Origin of the sequence: Chryseobacterium balustinum (assembly GCF_900168205.1) — a bacterium.
Taxonomy (GTDB): Bacteria; Bacteroidota; Bacteroidia; order Flavobacteriales; family Weeksellaceae; genus Chryseobacterium; species Chryseobacterium balustinum.
In genome coordinates, this window is the sequence record NZ_FUZE01000001.1 from 539351 (window position 1) to 559133 (window position 19783).

Consider the following 19783-nt stretch of genomic DNA (forward strand, 5'->3'; position numbering starts at 1 on the left):
TTATTTTGTGGAACGTACTAATTCAACCGAGAATTTTGCCATACAATTGTCAACAGCGATGGTTCTTATTCCTTTGATTTTTGTGTCTGAAATATCATTAAGTAAAACATTCATGTCTACTTTCTTTTTAGCCGTAGAATCTGTTTTGAAATTCAATTTGATTTCATTGTTTTCAAACCTTCCTGAGTAAAGTCTTACAAGGTTATTGTTGTTGATAATTTTTGAAAAAAGCTGTAAAGAGTCGCTGGCAAATTCCCAAGTGTCAGTTCTTTGGTCTCCAACTACATAATCACTACAGTTAGATTCTGTACAAATTACTTTTCCTATCCACGAGCCTGAAATTTCTTGAGGCCACTGTACAATTTTTATGGAGTCTGCATCTTTTTTACTGAAAATACTGTCTCTCATTTTTAATAAAGATTGATAGTCGGCTTCTTTTTGGGCGAATGATTTTTCTTTATCCAATAACTGTTTTTCTCTCAAATTAAGAGCGTTTTCTTTGTCTTTGTAATTGCAGCTAACAAATAATAATAAGAGGAAAATTAGGAGTATTGAATTTTTCATAAAAATAAGTTGTAGCTTAAATGTACAAAAAAAATTATAGATAGGGTTGCGTTTTGCCTCCGGGATATATTGTCTAAAACATGAAAATTAAAATTTTAGCCTCTGTTTTCTTGGATTTTTTCCTTTGAGAAAATGAAAAAAATGTATAAAAAAAGCTCTCTATATCAGAGAGCTTTTTGGTAGTCTATAGGAGAATCGAACTCCTGTTGCAAGGATGAAAACCTTGAGTCCTGACCACTAGACGAATAGACCAAATTTTGAGTTTGCAAAAGTATAAATAAACTTTTAAACTTCAAAATTATAGAGTTTATTTAAAATTCTTCTGAATTACGGTATTTTTTATTCCCTTGTCTTCCAGTTCTCTTTGAAGTTTTACAGCATCTTCCAAAGTATAAACTTTTCCATAAGTATAGTAGAACATTCCGTTAGATTTGTTTCTGTCTACATCTTTTAAGGTTTGAAGAATATAAGAATTTGCACTCAGTTTGTCTTTTCCTACATACACCTCGATGTTGTAATAACCGATGCTTAGTTTTTGATTTGGCATAAATCCTACAGCATAAGAATTTCTGAAACCTGCATCTTTAGCTGTTTTAAGATTAATGTCTTTTACAGATGCCATATTTGTTACGCCATAATAGTATTTATACAATCCGTTTTCTTTGATAGGAAGAATATAATTCAATCCTTTTAATTCCGGATCTCCATCGTTGTACTTTACAGGCATAGTCATTAGTAAAATTCTGAAGTCGTTTTTTAAAGCTACTTCTGCAGGTTTTTCAGGCTCAGGCTTTTTGGTGACAATTTGTACCCCTCCTTTTCTGTCTACTGCTTTTTTGTAATCAATAATGGCTTTATAAATATTTTCTGCAGTTTCCTCTTGTCCTTTTTCTGAATTTAAAAATGCAGCATCTTCATAATTATTTACGAACCCTGTTTCAATAAGAATCGAAGGCATGGCGCTTCTTCTCAGAATGTGTAAGTTTTCCTGTTTTACACCACGAGAAAAACGACCGCTTTTTTCAAAGTTTCCTTCTACGAAGCTTCCTACAATTAGGCTGTTTTCAAGATACTTACTTTGCTGTAATTTTAAAGCGATTAAAGATTCTGGTGAAGATGCGTCATAAGATGCAAATGTCTCTTTATCTTTTTCATCGAGATAGATTACACTGTTTTCCTGTTTTGCTACTTCTAGATTTTCTCTGTTTTGGGCAGGACCTTGTACAAAGGTTTCGGTTCCTCTAGCTGTTGCAGAGCGGCTTGGCGAAGAATTGACATGCACAGAAATAAATAGATCTGCTTTGCTTCGGTTAGCAGTATTGGTTCTATCTGTCAAAGAAGGATACTCATCTATCTTCCGGGTGTAAATAACCTTAAACTCTTTATTCTTTTCAAGCATTGCTCCTAATTTAAGAACAATTCCCAATGTAACATTTTTCTCCTGAACAAGGCCTATGTCGGAATAATTTCTGTTGGCTCCGGTATCGCTTCCTCCATGTCCTGCGTCTAAAACTACAGTGAACTTTTTTTGAGCAAAAGCAAAAGAGGTGAAGAATATCAGTAGAAATGCTAAAATTGTTTTAAAATTTAGTTGGTACATCATACAGTTGTAAAAATTATATTAATTTTGAGCCAAATTATATAAAACAAAATTGGACAAAACCGTCTTCAAAAATATATTACAATTTTTAATTATCCTAATTTTTAACAGTTTTTTAGCACAGAACAGTCCTAAAAAAGTAATTAAAGCTACGGTAATTAATGATACTATTTCCAAAAAGGATACCATTGTTGCGCCGAAAGAATCTTTACAAGCTGTAGTAGATTACAAGGCTGATGATATCCGTAGAGATGTACCTAAAAGAATGATTTATCTGAATAAAAACGCTCAGGTAAAATATCAGGATATGCAGATTGATGCAGATTATATTTCTATTGATGAAGAGCGAAGCTTAATTTTTGCCCGTGGAAAATTAGATTCTTTAGGGAAAGTATTTGAGCTTGCTCAAGTTAATCAGGGAGGGAAGAAATACGAAGTTGAAAGCTTTAATTATAATACAAAAACAAGAGAAGCCATTGCTTACAATGCAAGAACTGAGGAAAGTGAAGGTTTGATTGTTGCGGATAAAACGAAAAAGTATAATGATTCAGTTTTCGTCATGCGACATGCAGAATTTACTACCGATTCTTACTATATAGATAAAAAAGATACAAGACCCGATTATCACCTTTTGGCATCTTACATCAAAATGCAGAAAGGGAAAAACAGTTCATCTTTAATTGTCGGTCCGGCACAAATGTATATTGAAGATGTTCCGACGCCTTTGATTTTACCGTTTGCTATTTTACCTTTTTCCAGCAAAAGATCTGCGGGAATTTTGATTCCAAGTTTTGGAGAAAGAGAAGATGTAGGCTTTTTCCTGAATGGAATAGGGTATTATCAACCGATTGGGGATCATTTTGACCTAAAAGTTTTGGCTGATATTTATACAAAAGGAAGTTGGACGGTAAGACCGGAAGTGAATTATCTGAAAAAATACAGATATTCAGGTAACTTCTCCGCAGATATCGGAAATACAGTTCGCGGAATTAAAGGTCTTGATAATTACAGCAAATCAGGAACGTACAGAATAGCGTGGAGGCATACTCAAGATACAAAAGCAAATCCTTTTCTTACATTTTCAGCGTCTGTGGATATAACGAGTACTGCTTTCTATAATAATACTGTAAACAATGCCTTTATTTTGGATCAAAGTGTATTGAGAACTCAGCAAAACTCTACAGTTACCCTTACCAAAAGATTTCTGAAACTTCCGGCAACTATTACGGGTACCGCTTCTTATTCTCAAAATTTTGCTACAAAATTGGCAGATTTACGTTTGCCACAGATGAATGTTGCGATTAATCAATTTTATTTATTTAAATCTAAAACCGGAGTAAGATCTGGGTTGTTAGAAAATATTACAGTAAATACAGGTTTGAATTTATCAAACTTTGTAAGTACAGGAGAAGGAGAGCTGTTTACCAATGCAATGTGGGATAAACTGCAAACCGGATTAAAAAATAATATTGCACTAGGAACTAACACTACTTTTGCGAAGTATTTCACTTTCAGTTTGGGAGCTACAATTGATAATGCTTTAACAACAAAAACGCTTACTAGGTTTTATGATCCTATTCAGAATATAGAGGTTGATCAAATTAATAAGCAGATTGCAGGGTATAGTGTTTTTTCTACAACAGTAAGTGTGCAAACTCAATTGTACGGGCAGGCAAATTTTAAGAAAGGATCTACAATACAGGCGATACGACATATGATGACACCGAGTATCGGTTTTTCTTACTCTCCAGATTTTGGGGGCGAGCAATTTGGATATTTTAAAAATTTCTATAACGCCAACGGAGCGTTAACACCCTATTCTATCTTTGATAAAGGGATTGTAGGATCACCCACTACAGGCGTGGTCGGAGCTTTAAACTACAACATAGGTAATAACATCGAAATGAAGTTAAAGTCTAAAAGTGACTCTACCGGTGTGAAAAAAATGAAGATTTTTGAATCTTTAAATGTAAGCGGAAACTACAATTTTGCGGCAAAAAGCCATCCTTTCTCAATTATCTCTGTAAGTGGGCAGTCTTCTTTCTTTGATAATAAATTAAGTGTAAATACGAGCTTAGCGATTGAGCCATATAAGATTTTATTTGCTCCGGGATCAGATAGCGGGATCAGAACGGAAGATTTTGGCTCATTTAGTGTACAAGGTTTCAACGTGCAGCTTTCTTACCCATTAAGCAGCGAATTGTTTGGCGAGAAAAAAGATTATACCAAAACATATTCTCAAAAAGGAGAAATCAGAAACGAGAAATATTTCTTTGACGATGATAACTATGCCCATTTTGATCAGGCTTGGACGTTAAATGTGAATGCCAACTATCAATACTCAAGAAATTTAACAAGAACAGCAACTAAAATGGCTTCCATAGGTTTGGATGGAAGTTTAAAGCTTACTCCTTACTGGAATATCAATGGTAGTACGCATTATGATATGGTCTCAAAAGAATTGGCGTATACAAGAATAGGTTTCTCAAGAGATCAGCGTAGTTTTACGATTAATTTTAACTGGGTGCCTTTTGGTCAATATAAAGTGTATGATTTCTTTATCGGTATTAAAGCAAATATATTAAGCGATGCATTGAAGTATAAAGACAGAAGTTTTACTCAGCCTAATGCACCTTTCTAAAGTCATATTGATTTTACAATATAAATTTTATCTTTGCACCCAAAATAAACTATATTCAAATCATAAAGGGTTTGGTATGATTTTTTAAAGTAAATAAATCTAAATATGAAAACAATCATCAACACAGTAAACGCTCCTGCAGCGATTGGTCCTTATTCTCAAGCAAATCTTGCCAACGGAGTTTTGTATATTTCAGGTCAGATTCCGGTAGATCCTGCAACAGGTAAGCTGGTAGAAGGAATAGAAAAGGAAACACATCAGGTAATGAAAAACCTTGAGGCAATCCTTACAGAAGCAGGTATGACGTTTAAAAATGTTGTTAAGGCAAGCATTTTCCTTAAGAGCATGGATGATTTTGCGGTAATGAATGATATTTATGCATCTTATCTTGATGCTGAAAGCTTCCCGGCACGTGAAACAGTACAGGTTTCTTGTTTGCCAAAAAATGTGGATATCGAAATTTCTATGATTGCACATCAGGATTAATGAATTTTATAAGAAATACATTTGCAGTTTTGGTAGGTCTTGCTATTGCAGGGCTTATTATCACTCTTGGTATAAGGGCTTTTCCAAAGTGGGTTACCTTTGATGCGTTTGCTCCGTTTGAGCATTGGCAGAGATTTTTAGAAAGCATGAAAAATAATGATGCTTTCTTTGGCTTTTTGCTTTTTATTTCAGGGTTAGGAACTACGGTAGGTGGGGTCGTTACTGCTATGATTGTAAAATATGCAAAAGTAGCTTATGCAATTCTTATTGGTTTCATCATGCTATTCATTGCAATGCTTGATGTCATTATTCTTCCTTATCATCCTACATTTTATAAAATTTCTATCTTCCTGGTCTTTTTTCCATTTGCTTGGATGGGCGGTAAGATTGTAGAAGTTATTTATGAAAGAAATAAAAAGAAAAGAATTGCTGAAAGAATAAATAAAAAGTGATCTTTTAAAACATAAAAAAACGCTGCAGATTTTAAAGTCTGCAGCGTTTTTATTTATCAGTTGTTTGCTTATATTAAGGCATTTTGAATCCTCTGGTATAATTTCTACCATAGTCGTCCATATATTTTATCTGAACTGTTCCTGAGAATTTATTCAATATACTTTCAACATCTTTTTGAGAGTTGACAGGTTTTCCATTAATGTCTGTAATGATATAGTTGTCAACAATTCCTGCTTTAGCCATTTCGCTGCCTTCAATTACATTTTTTGCAACAACTCCGCTGGTAAGTCCATAATAGGATTTTGTTCTTTCATCTAAACTTTGGAACTCTGCACCTATTTTTTCAGTTACGGTAAGGTCGGCTTTCGTTCTTGTAGAAGTTCCACCCTTTTGATCTTTTAGTGTAACAGTTGATGTTGTTTCTTTTCCGTTTCTTGAGTAAGTAACCTGTACTTTATCACCTGGTCTTTTACTTCCGATTGCGATAGATAAATCTGCAAAATCCGTAATGTTGGCTCCGTCAATTTTAGTAATAATGTCTCCCACTTTCATTCCGGCATCTTGTGCACCGCTATTGTCAGGAAGACCTGTAATATAAACTCCAGAACCTGTTTTAATATTGGTTTTCTTCTCTCTGTTGTAAAATGCAACCTGTTGGTCGTTAGACAAATCTAAAGAATTTACACCTAAGAAACCTCTTTGTACAATACCGAATTTCTTAATATCCTCAATAATCTTTCTTGCTAAATTCGCTGGAACCGCAAATCCGTATCCTTGATAATACCCGTTGGTAGACGAAATAGCGGAGTTAATTCCAATCAAATCTCCATTTACATTTACCAATGCTCCTCCTGAGTTTCCAGGGTTAATAGCGGCATCGGTTTGAATGAAGCTTTCAATAGGGTTTGTTGCTTTACCTTGCCCACTCAAAATTCCTATTCCTCTTCCTTTTGCAGAAATAATTCCTGCGGTAACGGTAGAGTTCAACCCAAGAGGGTTACCTACTGCTAAGACCCATTGCCCAACTTCAACATTGTCAGAATTAGCAAAATTTAAAAAAGGAAGTCCTTTTTCTTCGATTTTTAATAAAGAAATATCAGTATTGGGATCAGTACCCACTAAAGTTGCGATATAAGATTTTTTGTTGCTTAAAACAACTTCAAGCTTATTTGCTCCCGCTACAACGTGGTTGTTTGAAATAATATATCCATCAGGAGAAATAATTACCCCTGAACCTAAACCAGAAGGTATATTCTCTGGTGTTTGCTGCTGTTGCTGTTTCTGTCTTTGCTGACCTTTTCCTCCAAACGGATCACCAAAAAAGAAATCAAACAAATCCTGATCTGATGCCCTGCTTGATGCCCTGTTCTGATAATTTTTTATGGTTACTACAGCAGGAACTGTCATTTTTGATGCTTTTACAAAATCGTCACCAACGGTAGCGGTATTCATTCCAACAAATGAGGCGTTAGTAGATTTTGTAAAATAAGATTGATCACTGTTATTAGAATCGTGACTTAAATATTGTTGTACGCCAACAGTAGTAGCTCCGGAAAGAACGCCTACAACGGCAAAGGGTAAAAATTTTTTAAAAGTACTTTTCATTGTCTGTCTTTTTTATTTATAGTAATATTGAACACAAATTTAATGTTAAATAAGTATGCAATTACTATGCTGTGTTATTGTTTTAACTAAAATTTAACGAGTGTTGTATCATTTTATGCCTTAAGTCATAATTCGTCTGATATTATTAACAAAGCTTAAGAATTAATTAAAAAAATGACTGACAATTTTACCATACTACCCAACGTGTGATAATTATCACTTTGATTAACTCATCTAAAAATTCTTATCTTTGCAAAAATAATTTTCTCACTTAAACTGTTTATAGCATGCAACTGTATAACACCTTAAGCGCAGAAGAAAGAGCTCAACTTATTGATGAAGCTGGTAAGGAACGTCTTACATTGTCTTTCTATGCGTACACTAATCTTTCAGATCCCCAAAAATTTCGCAACGATTTATTTATAGCTTGGAACGCACTCGATGCATTGGGGCGGATTTATGTTGCCCACGAAGGTATTAATGCCCAAATGAGTATTCCTGCTGAAAATTTTGAAGCTTTCCGTGATACATTGGAAGTGTACGATTTTATGAAAGGTATTCGTTTAAACGTCGCAGTTGAGCAGGATAATCATTCTTTCTTGAAATTAACGATTAAGGTAAGACATAAAATTGTTGCCGATGGCTTGAATGATGCTACTTTTGATGTTACCAATAAAGGAATTCACTTAAAAGCGCAGGAGTTTAATGATTTACTTGGAGACCCAAATACTATCGTGGTAGATTTTAGAAATCATTACGAAAGTGAGGTTGGCCATTTTGAAGGCGCTATTACTCCGGATGTGGAAAACTTCAGAGAAAGTTTGCCGATTATCAACAATCAACTACAAGATTTTAAAGAAGATAAAAATCTTTTGATGTACTGTACCGGTGGGATTCGTTGTGAAAAAGCGAGTGCATATTTTAAACATCAAGGTTTTAAAAATGTTTATCAGTTAGAAGGCGGAATTATTGAATATACTCGTCAAATCAAAGAAGAAAATATTGAAAGCAAGTTTATAGGTAAAAACTTTGTGTTTGACCACCGATTAGGCGAAAGAATTACCGACGATATTATTTCTCAATGCCACCAATGTGGAAAACCTTGTGATAATCATACTAACTGTGCTAATGATGCTTGTCATTTATTATTTATACAGTGTGATGATTGTAAAACGGCGATGGAAAACTGTTGTTCTACAGAATGTTTAGAAATAACACATTTGCCTGCTGAAGAGCAAGTCGCTTTAAGAAAAGGATTACAGGTTGGAAATAAAGTGTTTAGAAAAGGAAAATCTGATGCTCTGACCTTTAAAAATTCAGGAGATCTACCTAATAAACCTTTAGCAAAAGTTGATTCTAAAAATATTCGTCAGAAAATTGCCGTTAAAAAATCATTGCTTGGGAAAGCAGAGCATTACTATACAAAGTCAAAAATTGCACAGTTTTTACTTGAAAATGGTGAGGTTGCTGTAGGAGATAGGGTTTTGGTTTCTGGTCCGACGACAGGAGAACAAGAAATTACCATTACTGAAATATTTGTTGATGGAAGCTCTTGTAAAACAGGAAAAATCGGCGATCAGATAACTTTTGAACTCCCGTTCAGAGTTCGTTTATCAGATAAAATATATAAAATTTTAGGATAATTAATCTTCAGATTTATTATGATATAAAGGTTGCGTTCCTATGGAGCGCAACCTTTTTTTTATTGAATTAAATGTTATTGAAAAACTCTGTAAGAGTTTTATCTGTGTAGAAAGATGTTATAAAGTGTTATAACGAAATTTTGCGCTCTGTAGGAGCGCTATCTTCTAACTGTTTTATTGGTATAACGCTATTTTTTATAAATTTGAATATGAAAAAATCAGAAATCAGAAAAATATATTTTGAAAAAAGAAAAAGTTTGTCGCAAGATGAGATTTCCTTTTTGTCTGAAAAGATTTTTGCCAATTTTATAAATTATTTTAAACCAATTTCAGAACAAAAGGTTCATATTTTTATTCCGATTGAGAAGTTTAAAGAAATGAATACTCAGATTTTTATTGATTACTTCTTAAACAGAAATATCAAAGTTTATGTTCCCAAAATTGTAGATACAAAACTTATTTCTGTGAAAATTTCCTCTGATACCCCATTTACAATTAATAATTGGGGAATTTCTGAGCCTCTTTCAAATGAAGATTCTGGAGTTCTAGATTTCGATTTTGTGATTACACCTTTACTTTATTGTGATTTTAAAGGAAATAGAGTAGGCTATGGAAAGGGTTTTTATGATCAATTCTTTGAAAATATTTCAAAAAGCACAAAAAAAATCGGAGTTAATTATTTTAACCCCGATGATATGATTGATGATGTCTGGGAAAATGATATTCCCTTAGATTATCTGGTTACGCCTACAGAAGTGCTGTCTTTTTCCAGCAAGTCTGAATAGAATTTAATAAAATAAAATTTAAATTCTTTATTTTTTTCTGTCGCTTTAGAGACCAATGTATATTGTGCGCTTCTCTCAAAATTTCCAATCGATTTATTTTTATCGCCAATATATTCTACATTAAATTTTGCAAAATCTAAAGTGTCTTTATCAGTAATTTTCTTAAAAACATTAATGTTGCTTACTTTCACCTTCTTTACTTTTAAGCTTTCAAGTTCTTTAAACAATCCCTGAAAGGTTGTAGAATCAGATTTTTGAAAATACTTCTCAATTTTCGAGTAAATAGCAGTATCTATTTCTGTCTTTTTATTTCCGGAAAGATAAAGAGTTGATAAATCAAGTACATCCTGTACTTTTTGCAACGTAATAGAATTAATTGCCTGTGTACTGTCCATTAAAACATTGATATTGTTTGTGTTTCTTAGTTTTTCAAGATCGCTTACGTTGTTGTTCTCTTCTTTTTTTGTGCAGGCAATCATGATGACACCAAGAAGTATCGTTAAAAACAAAAAGTTATTTATTGTTTTCATGGTTTGAGATTTTAAATTTGATAGATACTATTTTTCCTTTATCTTTTTTCATTTCAATAACGTTCAGGTTTTTTAGAGAAGTCGTGGGTGTCGTTACTAAAGTAATATAATCCTGCTTGTCTAACGTTTCAAGACCGTAAATATCACTGTCGTAAACCTGTGTTATCGTAGCTGTGTTGCTGATGAGGTTTTCCAGCTGTTTTCTTTTCTGTTTGATGAGTTGTTCAGAGTTGTCTCCGTTAATATCTTTTATAGAAAAATAATAGAGGGCCATTTTATAGTCATCCGGTTTCAACTCTATTGTTTCTTCTTCTGGAGCATTTTCAAGATTTCTATTGACTTCAAGATCTTCATAAACTGTAGAGCTAATCTGCATTTTCAGGGTTTTATCCTTTGTTGGATATCTAAAACATTCTCCAGGTTTAATTCTATATAAAATTGGAGATTCATTTTCTTTAATGACTTTAATTTCAATATCACGCTGAACATTTAGATTTCTATCGGCATCCGTAAAACAATACACATAAGTTTTTTGAAAAATTTCATCCTTAAAACCTAAAAGTCCCAATAAAATAACAAAAACTGATGCTGCACCAATCCAAGCTGCTCTTTGATAGTTCTTTTTTAATGGCTTTGCTTCTGGTATTTGCGAAGATTCTAAAATAGGTTGTTTTTTTTCAATCGTTTGATTTTCAGTGTTGTTTTTTTGTAAAACTATGTTTTCTTCGTTGTTAGATACTGGTTTTTTAGGTTCTGCTTCAGTTTTAGGTAAGTTTAATGCACTTGAAATAGTTTTTTCTAATTCTTTCAGTTCATCGTCGCTCAAATCTTTCTCATCACTTAATAACTCTCCTGCGAAAAGATGGTTTTTTTTAAAATCATACCAAGAGTCGTAACCCGCATAAATACTCAATAAATTAAGCATATCAATACGAGGTAATTTTGAAACCGGAGAAGATTTAAAATAAGTGTAAAAAGATTTTTCACTGATGTTACCTTTAGCCTTTTTCCTAAGGTCTTCCTGAAAATATATAATATCAATACCCTTCCACTTAGATATTTCATCATAAGAAGGGGTATATTCTTTCAAATATTGAGCTTGAACGTCCTTTTTGAGCTGCTCAAAATGTAAGAGGTCTAAATCTGTCACTTTATAAAAAAGTAGTTAAATTGTTGATTATCAGTATTTGTTATTTGTAAAACTGTTTTACAAAGTTATTACAATTATTTTTCATAAACAAATTTTATATCTGCTATACCTTTGTCTTGTTCAAATAACCGAACAGAGGAAAAGATTTAAAAAACAATATTAACAAAATTAAATTTAATTTATTATGAAAAAGTCATTATTCGTAGCTGCTATCGCTGTTATCTCTTTAGTTGCATGTAAAAAAGGAGAACCTACAACTGGAGCTGATTCTTTAAACGCTAAAGCTGATTCAGCTACTGAGCAAATCGATTCTACTGCAGGTGCTGCTAAAGATTCAATTACTAAAGTTGCTGATTCTGCTACTAAAGCTATCGATTCTACTGCTAAAGTTGCTGCTCCAGCTGCTCACTAATCAGTTACGATTGAAGAATAAAGAACCGTTTCGCTTAGTGAAACGGTTTTTTTTATGTCTTATTATTAAAAAAACAATTAAGACTTTTTCTGTCTTAAAGCTTCATAACATGTAATGGCTACAGCATTACTCAAATTTAATGAGTCAATACTTCCGGTCATCGGTATTAATGTATTCTGACCTTTACCATACCAGAAATCACTCAATCCTGAATGCTCTGTACCAAATAAAACCGCAGAACGTTTTGTGAAATCTCTTTCAAACATGTCTTTGGAAGTTTCATCCATAATGGTTGTGTAGATACTGAAGTTGTTTGTCTGTAAAAATTCATAGACTTCGTTATTGTCAGCCTGAAAAACTTCCATTCCAAAAAGACATCCTACACTTGATCGGATTACATTGGGATTATAAAAATCTGTTTTTCCGTCAGCAACAATCAAAGCGTCAATTCCGAAAGCTTCGCAACTTCTTAAAATTGCACCTAGGTTTCCTGGTTTTTCAACACCTTCAACAATAATTACGGTTGAATTTACTTTTAATTTAAAGTCATTCAGATCAGACTCTTTCGTTTTATAAATTCCAATAATCCCTTCTGAACTTCCGCGATAAGCAATTTTTTCGTAAACTTTATCACTTACCAAATGAGTTTTTTCTTTAGGAATATTTCCTTTGAAAATGTTTTCACAAATATAAAATTCTACAGCTTCAAAATCATACTTCTGAGCTCTTTCATTTTCCTGTTGCCCTTCAACGACAAATACCTCCGATTTTTTACGAAAACGGTTGTCTGTAAGAAGTTTTGTGATGTGTTTTATCTTTTCGTTCTGAAAACTTTCGATGATCATAGTTGATAAATGATTGATAATTATTGCAAAAATAATTTTAAAAAACCATTTATTAATTATAAATCATCATTTATACTGCTTATCAGACTTTGGGGAAGCTCTTTTTTATTTTTAATTCCTAAAGATTTCAATTTTTGCGTCTGGATAATCAGGTTGTCGTTTCCTGTGGATAATTGTTTGAAAGCATCATTGTAAACATTTTTTGCGAGGTCTAAATTTTTCCCCACCTTTTCAAGATTTTCTACAAAACCTGCGAACTTATCATATAGTTTAGCTCCACGATCGGCAATTTCCATAGAATTTCTGTTTTGATATTCTCTTTTCCAAAGATCCGCAATCAGCTTTAAGGATGTAATCAGATTGCTAGGATTTAAAAGTAAAATTCGTTTTTCATACGCAAAATTCCAAAGGTTTTGGTCAGCTTGCATTGCAGCGATATAAGCGGGTTCGCTCGGAATAAACATCATGACAAAGTCTAATGATTTTCCGTAATCGTCATACGCTTTTTGACTCAATTGACTGATGTGAGTTTTGATGGAAGATAAATGTTGGTTGACTTTAATTTGATAGATGTCTGAATCTGTTTCATCAACCAATTCTGTAAAAGCGGTCAAAGAAACTTTAGAATCGATAATCACATTTCTTTCATCGGGATATTTTACAACTGCATCAGGACGCATTTTTTTACCTGAAAATTCTGAAAATAAGGCTTTGTTGTCTTCGTCACGAAGTTCATGCTCCAGAAAATATTCTCTACCTTTTACCAATCCTGATTTCTCTAAAATACTTTCCAGAATCATTTCGCCCCAATTTCCCTGAGTTTTGCTTTCGCCTTTCAGGGCTTTGGTTAGTTTTTTAGCATCTTCCGAAATTTGTTGGTTGAGCAAAGCCAATTCTTTCACTTTTTCAGCGAGAGAAAAACGTTCTTTATTTTCCTTTTCATAAGCTTCGTTGACTTTGTTTTTTAGATCATTGATTTTCTCCTGAAAAGGTTCAAGAATATTTTTAAGATTATTTTGATTAAGGGTTGTGAATTTTTCTGTTTTTTCTTCTAAAATTTTGTTGGCCAAATTTTCAAACTGCAGTTTCCCTTCTTCCTGAATTTTTTTAACTTCATCTTTTTGAGTTTCTAAAGATTCATACAAACCTTTATTTTGAGCCGTTAATTCTGAGTTTTTAGCATATAAGTGCTGTTTTTCGTTTAAAATCAATTCAATTTGAGTGTTTTGCTTTTGATTTAAAAGCTTTTGGTCGTCAAATTGTGTTTGAAGAAAAGTGTTTTCTGCTGAGATTTTTGAGAATTCGTTTTTAAGGTCGTTCGATAAATCAGATTGTTCAAGATTTATTTCTTTCTGGATTTTAATCTGTTGATTTAAATCCTCAATTTTAGCGCTAGAATTTTCTAAATCAGCTTTCCCTTTGATGTATAAGTGATTCATTTCATCATAAGAATTTCTCGAAACCATTGTAGATTTCAAAATAAAATAAATAATGACAGCACCGATAATTCCTCCTGCAAAACATCCAATGATTAGATAAGTGATTTCCATAGTTCAAAATTACAATTTTTTGTAAATTTTCCCAATCGGGACGTTATTTAAATTATATTTGATTTTACTTTCAAATACTCAATAATTACTGTGATGATAATGTTAATTGATCCTTTTAGTCTTTTGTTTTTTTGCAATCGCAAGTTTAATTATTTATATGGCAGGATTTTATTTTGCCTTTAAAAATAAATTAGGAATTCTAGGTTTTCTTACAATTTTGTTCTTTCCTTTAATTGGTTCTTTAGGAATTATTTTTTACTCATTGAATGAGAAGTCTATGACAGATCAAAAAATATAGAGAAAGCGTTAGTTTATTTTTGTTTTTTCTAAAATTTCAATATTTTTCACGACATCACTACTTTCACATTTTTTCAATTCTTTAGCGAGTGTTGAAGAGAGTAATTTGGGGTTTAAAATCTGTGAAGCAACTTTGGCAGCAGCATAGTCTACAATATTAATAACCGATTCTTTTAAAAAATTCGGAGTATTTGATGAAATTACCGCCGTTGCCCAAGAAGTGTCTCTCGCTTTTGAAATTGCAAAATCTAAAACTGCATTGTCTTTTCCATTAGAAAGTTTGTCGATGAGATTAATTGGATAACAGATTTTATTTAAAGAATCCTGAACATTCTGATTAATCGATGCAATAACCGAATTGATGTTTTCAAAATCTTTTTTCAATGGATTAATTTTTCGGTACGGCATAATTGATGCTGCGGAAATTCCCAGATCTAAATTGATGTGCGCATTCATACCGAGAAATATATGCTGAAGGATCAGAAGGTCTTTATTTTTCGCGGCTTCAAAAGCTAAATACCAAGAATTTGTACATTTCTTTCCTTTGCTATAGTTTTCCCATGCATCTAAATATCTTGTCGCAAAATCGATGTCGAGCAGAGTCATTCTCGAATTGTCTTCAAATTTTTTCTGCTGAATTCCTTTTAAAACCTGAGCAGTCATCATTCTGTAAGTACAAGCAAAATATCCTATCGGACTTTGGTCTGCTTTGCTCCAGAGAATAATTTCGTCTAATTTTTTTAAGACTTCTTCGATGGTTTTCATATTGGATTAGTTTTAATTAAAGATAAGAAAAAACCTCGCAGATTTGCGAGGTTAAGCTTTTAGTTATTCTTGTAAAATGTGAATTTTATTTTGTTGTTTTTTATATATAAAATTCCTGGTGTAGAATTTTGGAAATAAAGTTTTTGATGAGTTTCTGATTCTTTTAAAATCTGTGGAGAATCATTTAAAATTAATCCGTCTAATGTTTGTACTGTTTTGAATTTATTGTTCTCAACTTTTGAAATAGTTATTATGTCGTTTTTGTAGTTTTTTAGTACTGAATATAAATTATTCTTATAAACAAAACTTGTCAAAATAGATACACCTACAGAATCTACAATTGTCTTTGTTTCTAAATTGCTTTTAGTTTCATATTCTCTTGTTTCAATTTCCGGATGAAAAAGAGGTAATTTTAAAGTCAATTCCATTTTCTCAGGATTTATGATTTCCAAGATAGAGGATCTTGCATACAAGTGAGTAGATACGTTTGAAATATAATATTTATCACCAATTTTATTTACTGAAACTGTACAAGTAGATTGTGCATAACGAATTTCTCCATTGTGTTTATTTTTAAAATAAATTGTTCCACCCCATTCTCCGGAACAGCTATTCCATACTTCATATTTTTCATCTTGAAAAACTAATCCGTAAGGTTTTTGGTTTTTTATTTGTTTTAGTTCTTGTACAATATTTCTATCAACAGTTTCTGTGGTAAATTCAAAAACTTTGGGTTCTTTATTGCAATTAATTAAAACCAACAGAAATAATAGGATGCAATAATATTTCATTGAAAAAAGATTTAAGGATTTTCTTTAGAAATTTCATCATGATGTTTCAAATACAAAGGCAACGCTGCTGAACCATACCAAGGAAATATTTCGTAATTAAAAATTCCGGAAGCAACGGCGGAATCGGTTTTTACCCAAGATTCAGCCTCTTCTTTTGATTTGGTGTTGAAGATGAATATTCCGCGGTAATTTTCTTTATTCTTTTCTAAGAACGGTCCGGCAATAATGATTTTTCCTTCTTTAGCTAGTTTGCCGATGTTTTCCATATGACCTTTCATTAGCTCTGCTTTTTTCTCTTTGTCATCTATTTTTGCAGTGCCAGTTGTGAGTATAACGATGGTGTAAGCTTTCATTCCGTATTTATCTGCTCCCAAAGAATCTGCCAGTTTTTGATTGAAACCTATTTTGGAATCCCCAGAAGTTCCATCTTTTCCGGGTTTTCCGTTTTGAGCTTTGGTTTGAATGGAGCAGGAGATTAAAGTGAATGTAATTACGATAAGTAGAAATAAATTTTTCATTATCTTAAATATTTTTAATCTTTAATTCTCAAAAACTCTTTTGCAAGTTCAATCATTTTAGGGTCACCAGTGTATTTTCCATGTTCATCAGATAGCTTTACGGTAGGAATCCATTCGTTGTTGAGAGATTGTACACCTATAAGTTTCATGACGATATTCATTGGTTTTAAACCTACATCATTGGTGAGATTGGTTCCTATCCCAAAAGAAACTCCGATTTTAGCTTTACAGTAATTGGTTATTTCTTCTACTTTTTCGAGATTTAAAGCATCAGAAAAAATAATATATTTAAATAAAGGATTGATTCCGTGTCGTTTGTAGTGAGCAATCGTTTTATCGGCAAATTCTAATGCATCACCACTGTCGTGACGAACACCGTCGAAAAGTTTTGCAAATTTTTTATCGAACTGCTGGAAGAAAACGTCTGTCGTATAAGTATCTGAAAGAGCAACTCCCAAATCCCCACGATAAACATCAACCCAATGTTCAAGCGCTAATTCGTTAGCCATTTTAAATCCAAACTCAGCTCCGTGAAACATAAACCATTCGTGAGCGTGCGTTCCAATTGGTTTTACACCATATTTCATGGCGAAATGTACGTTGGAACTTCCTATAAAGGTAGAATTTTTTTTCTGGGTTAAAGCTTCCATTACCAGATTTTGTACTTTATAAGAGTGTCTTCTTCTTGTCCCAAATTCGGCAAACGTTACACCTAATTTATTTAATGAATCTGCTTTTTCCAAGGTTTTGGCCATTACGACTTCGTTAGAATCTCTTTCCATGTGGTTCATTTCGTAATGCAATTCGCTAATCAAAGCCAATAATGGAACTTCCCAAAGGATCGTTCGGTACCAAAGTCCTTCAACAGTAACTGATAAGTCATTTCCAGTTTGTACAATTTTTACTTCAGATGGATCGTAATGATAGCCTTCGAGAAAATCTAGATAGGGTAGGTTTAAATAAGGGCAAGTTTTAGCTAAAAACTTTTTTTCATCTTTAGTCAGTTTGAGTTCTGCCATTTTATTTACAGTTTCTCTTAAAGCATGATCAAAACCCTCAGGGAAATGGTGTTTTCCACGATTGATAAATTCGTATTTTACAATTTGACTTGGAAAAAGTTTTACCACGGCATTTTGCATGGTAATTTTATAGAAATCGTTGTCGAGAATGGAGTTAAACGTCATATTTTGCATATTGTGTAATTTTAACACAAATTTAGTTTATTTAAAATAAAAATCGTCTAAATGTAAGACGATTTTTTAAATATTGTAATGTTTTTTGTCTGGTTTTTACTTCCCTAAATAAGAATTGTACATCCAGACTTCTTTTTCCTGCTCGGTAATGTAGTCGCTCATTTGTGAGTTGGTACCTTCGTCACCGGCTTTGTCTGTAATGTCTAAAAGCTCTCTTTGTAGATCGATAACCACTTTAAAAGAATTTAGGATAATTTCTACACTTTTATTACCATCGGTAACTTCTTTACTTTCCTTAATGGTAGAAACCTGAAGATAATCTGAATAATTATGGGTCGGAGTTGCTCCTAAAGTTAATATGCGTTCTGCGATTTCATCTATTTTTAATACTAAACTATTATATAGCTCTTCAAACTTAGGATGCAGTGTGAAAAATTGTTCTCCTTTAATATTCCAATGAGAACCTCTTGTATTCTGATAAAATACAGAATAGTTGGCAAGTAATACATTAAGTTTTTCTGAAATGTTTTGGCAGTCGGTTTCTTTTAAACCAATAATGTTAGCGTTTTTCATATGTATATAATTTATTTTTTAAGGTCATATGGAATCGCTCATATCTCCAGTATCGTTTATAATAGCAAATGATGGCGATTTCATAAGTTTATTTTTTGATATCTCTAAGTTAAGGAAATATTGTGCCGAAATTAGAAGGATTTCATAGAAGATAACTATGGGAGATTTTTTCAATATAGTTTGGATTGACTTGTTTGATTCTAAAATAATTTCAATGAAGATTAAGCAGTTAAATATTGAATTAAGTAAAATAAATCAAGAAATAGATGTTTTCAAAGTTAAAATTGGGGTTGAATTTTGAAGCTGTGAAATTTTTTATAATTTCCTGTACGTCTCTGTTTACTGTAAATTGTATGTAATCATAAGGTTAGTTTAAAATAAATAAAGATTATTATTTCTACATAACTACTTGTCAATTAAAAAATTATTATTAATTTTGCACCCTAAAATAAAAGCAATTAAATGCCTACTATTCAACAATTAGTTAGAAAAGGAAGAGTCGCACTTACCAAGAAGAGTAAATCGGCTGCACTTGATTCTTGTCCACAAAGACGAGGTGTATGTACGAGAGTATATACTACCACACCTAAGAAACCTAACTCTGCACTTAGAAAAGTTGCAAGGGTAAGACTTTCAAACGGTAAAGAAGTTAACGCCTATATCCCAGGTGAAGGACATAATCTTCAAGAGCACTCGATAGTATTGGTACGCGGGGGGAGAGTAAAAGATTTACCAGGAGTTAGATACCACATCGTAAGAGGTGCGTTAGATACTGCTGGAGTAAGCGGAAGAACTCAAAGAAGATCTAAGTACGGAGCTAAGAGACCTAAGCCAGGTCAAGCTGCAGCTGCACCGGCTAAAGGAAAGAAAAAATAATCATTAAATAAGGTACAGAAACAATGAGAAAGACAAAAGCGAAAAAAAGACCGTTGTTACCAGATCCAAAATTTAATGATCAATTGGTAACTAGATTCGTAAACAACTTGATGCTTGACGGTAAGAAGTCAATCGCATTCAAAATATTCTATGATGCATTAGATATCGTAGAAACTAAAAAAGGAGAAACTGAAAAGACTGCCCTTGAAATCTGGAAAGATGCATTAACTAACGTTATGCCTCACGTAGAAGTACGTTCTAGAAGAGTAGGTGGAGCAAACTTCCAGATTCCTATGCCAATCAGAGCTGATAGAAAAATTTCTATGGCAATGAAATGGTTAATTAGCTACTCTAAAAAGAGAAATGATAAGTCTATGGCTTTGAAATTAGCTAATGAAGTAGTTGCCGCTTCAAGAGAAGAAGGTGCTGCTTACAAGAAGAAATCTGATACTCACAAAATGGCGGAAGCTAACAAAGCTTTCTCTCACTTTAAATTCTAATTAGAA

20 protein-coding genes and 1 tRNA gene are annotated in these 19783 nt (G+C 32.7%); 8 read left to right on the forward strand and 13 right to left on the reverse strand.

Annotated elements, in window-relative coordinates:
* The 3 genes from B5X64_RS02590 to B5X64_RS02600 all read right to left on the reverse strand — a co-directional run bounded on the left by B5X64_RS02590 (nucleotide 1) and on the right by B5X64_RS02600 (nucleotide 2164).
* On the reverse strand, nucleotides 1–564 hold the full coding sequence (locus B5X64_RS02590; protein ID WP_079463759.1) for a hypothetical protein: 564 nt from the start codon (nucleotides 562–564) through the stop codon (nucleotides 1–3).
* A gap of 177 nt (nucleotides 565–741) precedes the next feature.
* Nucleotides 742–816, reverse strand: a tRNA-Glu gene (locus B5X64_RS02595).
* Between the two features lie 55 nt (nucleotides 817–871).
* Entirely contained in the window at nucleotides 872–2164 is a 1293-nt protein-coding gene (locus B5X64_RS02600; RefSeq protein ID WP_111944980.1) for an N-acetylmuramoyl-L-alanine amidase family protein, read from the reverse strand.
* A 52-nt stretch (nucleotides 2165–2216) separates the two neighbouring features.
* On the opposite strand from B5X64_RS02600, the gene B5X64_RS02605 reads away from it, so the two are divergent.
* The 3 genes from B5X64_RS02605 (at nucleotide 2217) to B5X64_RS02615 (ending at nucleotide 5743) form a co-directional block, all read left to right on the forward strand.
* A complete protein-coding gene (locus B5X64_RS02605; RefSeq protein ID WP_079463760.1) occupies nucleotides 2217–4805 on the forward strand; it encodes a putative LPS assembly protein LptD in 2589 nt (862 codons plus the stop codon).
* Between the two features lie 105 nt (nucleotides 4806–4910).
* Nucleotides 4911–5291, forward strand: a complete 381-nt coding sequence (locus tag B5X64_RS02610; protein ID WP_066679870.1) for a RidA family protein — start codon at nucleotides 4911–4913, stop codon at nucleotides 5289–5291.
* On the forward strand, nucleotides 5291–5743 hold the full coding sequence (locus B5X64_RS02615; protein WP_079463761.1) for a hypothetical protein: 453 nt from the start codon (nucleotides 5291–5293) through the stop codon (nucleotides 5741–5743). The genes B5X64_RS02610 and B5X64_RS02615 overlap by 1 nt, the downstream gene beginning before the upstream one ends.
* A 73-nt stretch (nucleotides 5744–5816) precedes the next feature.
* Here B5X64_RS02615 and B5X64_RS02620 read toward each other — a convergent pair whose 3' ends face one another.
* Complete coding sequence (locus B5X64_RS02620) at nucleotides 5817–7349, reverse strand: trypsin-like peptidase domain-containing protein (RefSeq protein ID WP_079463762.1); 1533 nt, start codon at nucleotides 7347–7349, stop codon at nucleotides 5817–5819.
* 287 nt (nucleotides 7350–7636) lie between these two features.
* Between B5X64_RS02620 and trhO the strand changes: the two genes are divergently transcribed.
* Both trhO and B5X64_RS02630 read left to right on the forward strand, forming a co-directional pair.
* Nucleotides 7637–8992 carry an oxygen-dependent tRNA uridine(34) hydroxylase TrhO gene (gene trhO / locus B5X64_RS02625; RefSeq protein ID WP_079463763.1) on the forward strand — a complete coding sequence of 452 codons (1356 nt, stop codon included), beginning with the start codon at nucleotides 7637–7639 and terminating at the stop codon, nucleotides 8990–8992.
* Between the two features lie 209 nt (nucleotides 8993–9201).
* Nucleotides 9202–9777, forward strand: coding sequence for a 5-formyltetrahydrofolate cyclo-ligase (locus B5X64_RS02630; RefSeq protein ID WP_079463764.1), 576 nt, complete (start codon nucleotides 9202–9204; stop codon nucleotides 9775–9777).
* Here the strand turns inward: B5X64_RS02630 and B5X64_RS02635 are convergent.
* The gene (locus B5X64_RS02635; RefSeq protein ID WP_079463765.1) at nucleotides 9726–10307 is read right to left on the reverse strand and encodes a hypothetical protein; all 582 of its coding nucleotides are present in this window, start codon (nucleotides 10305–10307) and stop codon (nucleotides 9726–9728) included. The two genes, B5X64_RS02630 and B5X64_RS02635, sit on opposite strands and share 52 nt — an antisense overlap.
* Nucleotides 10291–11457, reverse strand: a complete 1167-nt coding sequence (locus B5X64_RS02640) for a hypothetical protein (protein WP_079463766.1) — start codon at nucleotides 11455–11457, stop codon at nucleotides 10291–10293. The genes B5X64_RS02635 and B5X64_RS02640 overlap by 17 nt, the downstream gene beginning before the upstream one ends.
* A 184-nt stretch (nucleotides 11458–11641) precedes the next feature.
* Between B5X64_RS02640 and B5X64_RS02645 the strand changes: the two genes are divergently transcribed.
* Entirely contained in the window at nucleotides 11642–11869 is a 228-nt protein-coding gene (locus B5X64_RS02645) for a hypothetical protein (protein ID WP_079463767.1), read from the forward strand.
* Nucleotides 11870–11946: 77 nt separating this feature from the next.
* On the opposite strand, the gene B5X64_RS02650 is transcribed toward B5X64_RS02645, so the two are convergent.
* The 7 genes from B5X64_RS02650 to B5X64_RS02680 form a co-directional block, all read right to left on the reverse strand.
* A complete protein-coding gene (locus B5X64_RS02650) occupies nucleotides 11947–12714 on the reverse strand; it encodes an RNA methyltransferase (RefSeq protein ID WP_079463768.1) in 768 nt (255 codons plus the stop codon).
* 56 nt (nucleotides 12715–12770) lie between these two features.
* A complete protein-coding gene (locus tag B5X64_RS02655) occupies nucleotides 12771–14264 on the reverse strand; it encodes a DNA recombination protein RmuC (protein ID WP_079463769.1) in 1494 nt (497 codons plus the stop codon).
* 306 nt (nucleotides 14265–14570) lie between these two features.
* Nucleotides 14571–15326, reverse strand: coding sequence for a DUF5995 family protein (locus B5X64_RS02660; RefSeq protein ID WP_079463770.1), 756 nt, complete (start codon nucleotides 15324–15326; stop codon nucleotides 14571–14573).
* Between the two features lie 59 nt (nucleotides 15327–15385).
* Nucleotides 15386–16117, reverse strand: coding sequence for a hypothetical protein (locus tag B5X64_RS02665; RefSeq protein ID WP_123921003.1), 732 nt, complete (start codon nucleotides 16115–16117; stop codon nucleotides 15386–15388).
* 11 nt (nucleotides 16118–16128) lie between these two features.
* On the reverse strand, nucleotides 16129–16635 hold the full coding sequence (locus B5X64_RS02670) for a YciI family protein (RefSeq protein WP_079463772.1): 507 nt from the start codon (nucleotides 16633–16635) through the stop codon (nucleotides 16129–16131).
* A 14-nt stretch (nucleotides 16636–16649) separates the two neighbouring features.
* The gene (gene pncB, locus B5X64_RS02675) at nucleotides 16650–17828 is read right to left on the reverse strand and encodes a nicotinate phosphoribosyltransferase (RefSeq protein ID WP_079463773.1); all 1179 of its coding nucleotides are present in this window, start codon (nucleotides 17826–17828) and stop codon (nucleotides 16650–16652) included.
* Nucleotides 17829–17924: 96 nt separating this feature from the next.
* Nucleotides 17925–18401, reverse strand: coding sequence for a Dps family protein (locus B5X64_RS02680; RefSeq protein WP_079463774.1), 477 nt, complete (start codon nucleotides 18399–18401; stop codon nucleotides 17925–17927).
* Between the two features lie 462 nt (nucleotides 18402–18863).
* Between B5X64_RS02680 and rpsL the strand changes: the two genes are divergently transcribed.
* Together rpsL and rpsG are read left to right on the forward strand one after the other, a co-directional pair.
* Nucleotides 18864–19277: a 30S ribosomal protein S12 gene (rpsL, locus tag B5X64_RS02685; RefSeq protein ID WP_027383325.1), complete on the forward strand. Its 414-nt coding sequence runs from the start codon at nucleotides 18864–18866 to the stop codon at nucleotides 19275–19277.
* Nucleotides 19278–19300: 23 nt separating this feature from the next.
* Nucleotides 19301–19777: a 30S ribosomal protein S7 gene (rpsG, locus tag B5X64_RS02690; RefSeq protein WP_027387226.1), complete on the forward strand. Its 477-nt coding sequence runs from the start codon at nucleotides 19301–19303 to the stop codon at nucleotides 19775–19777.
* Nucleotides 19778–19783: the final 6 nt, after the last annotated feature.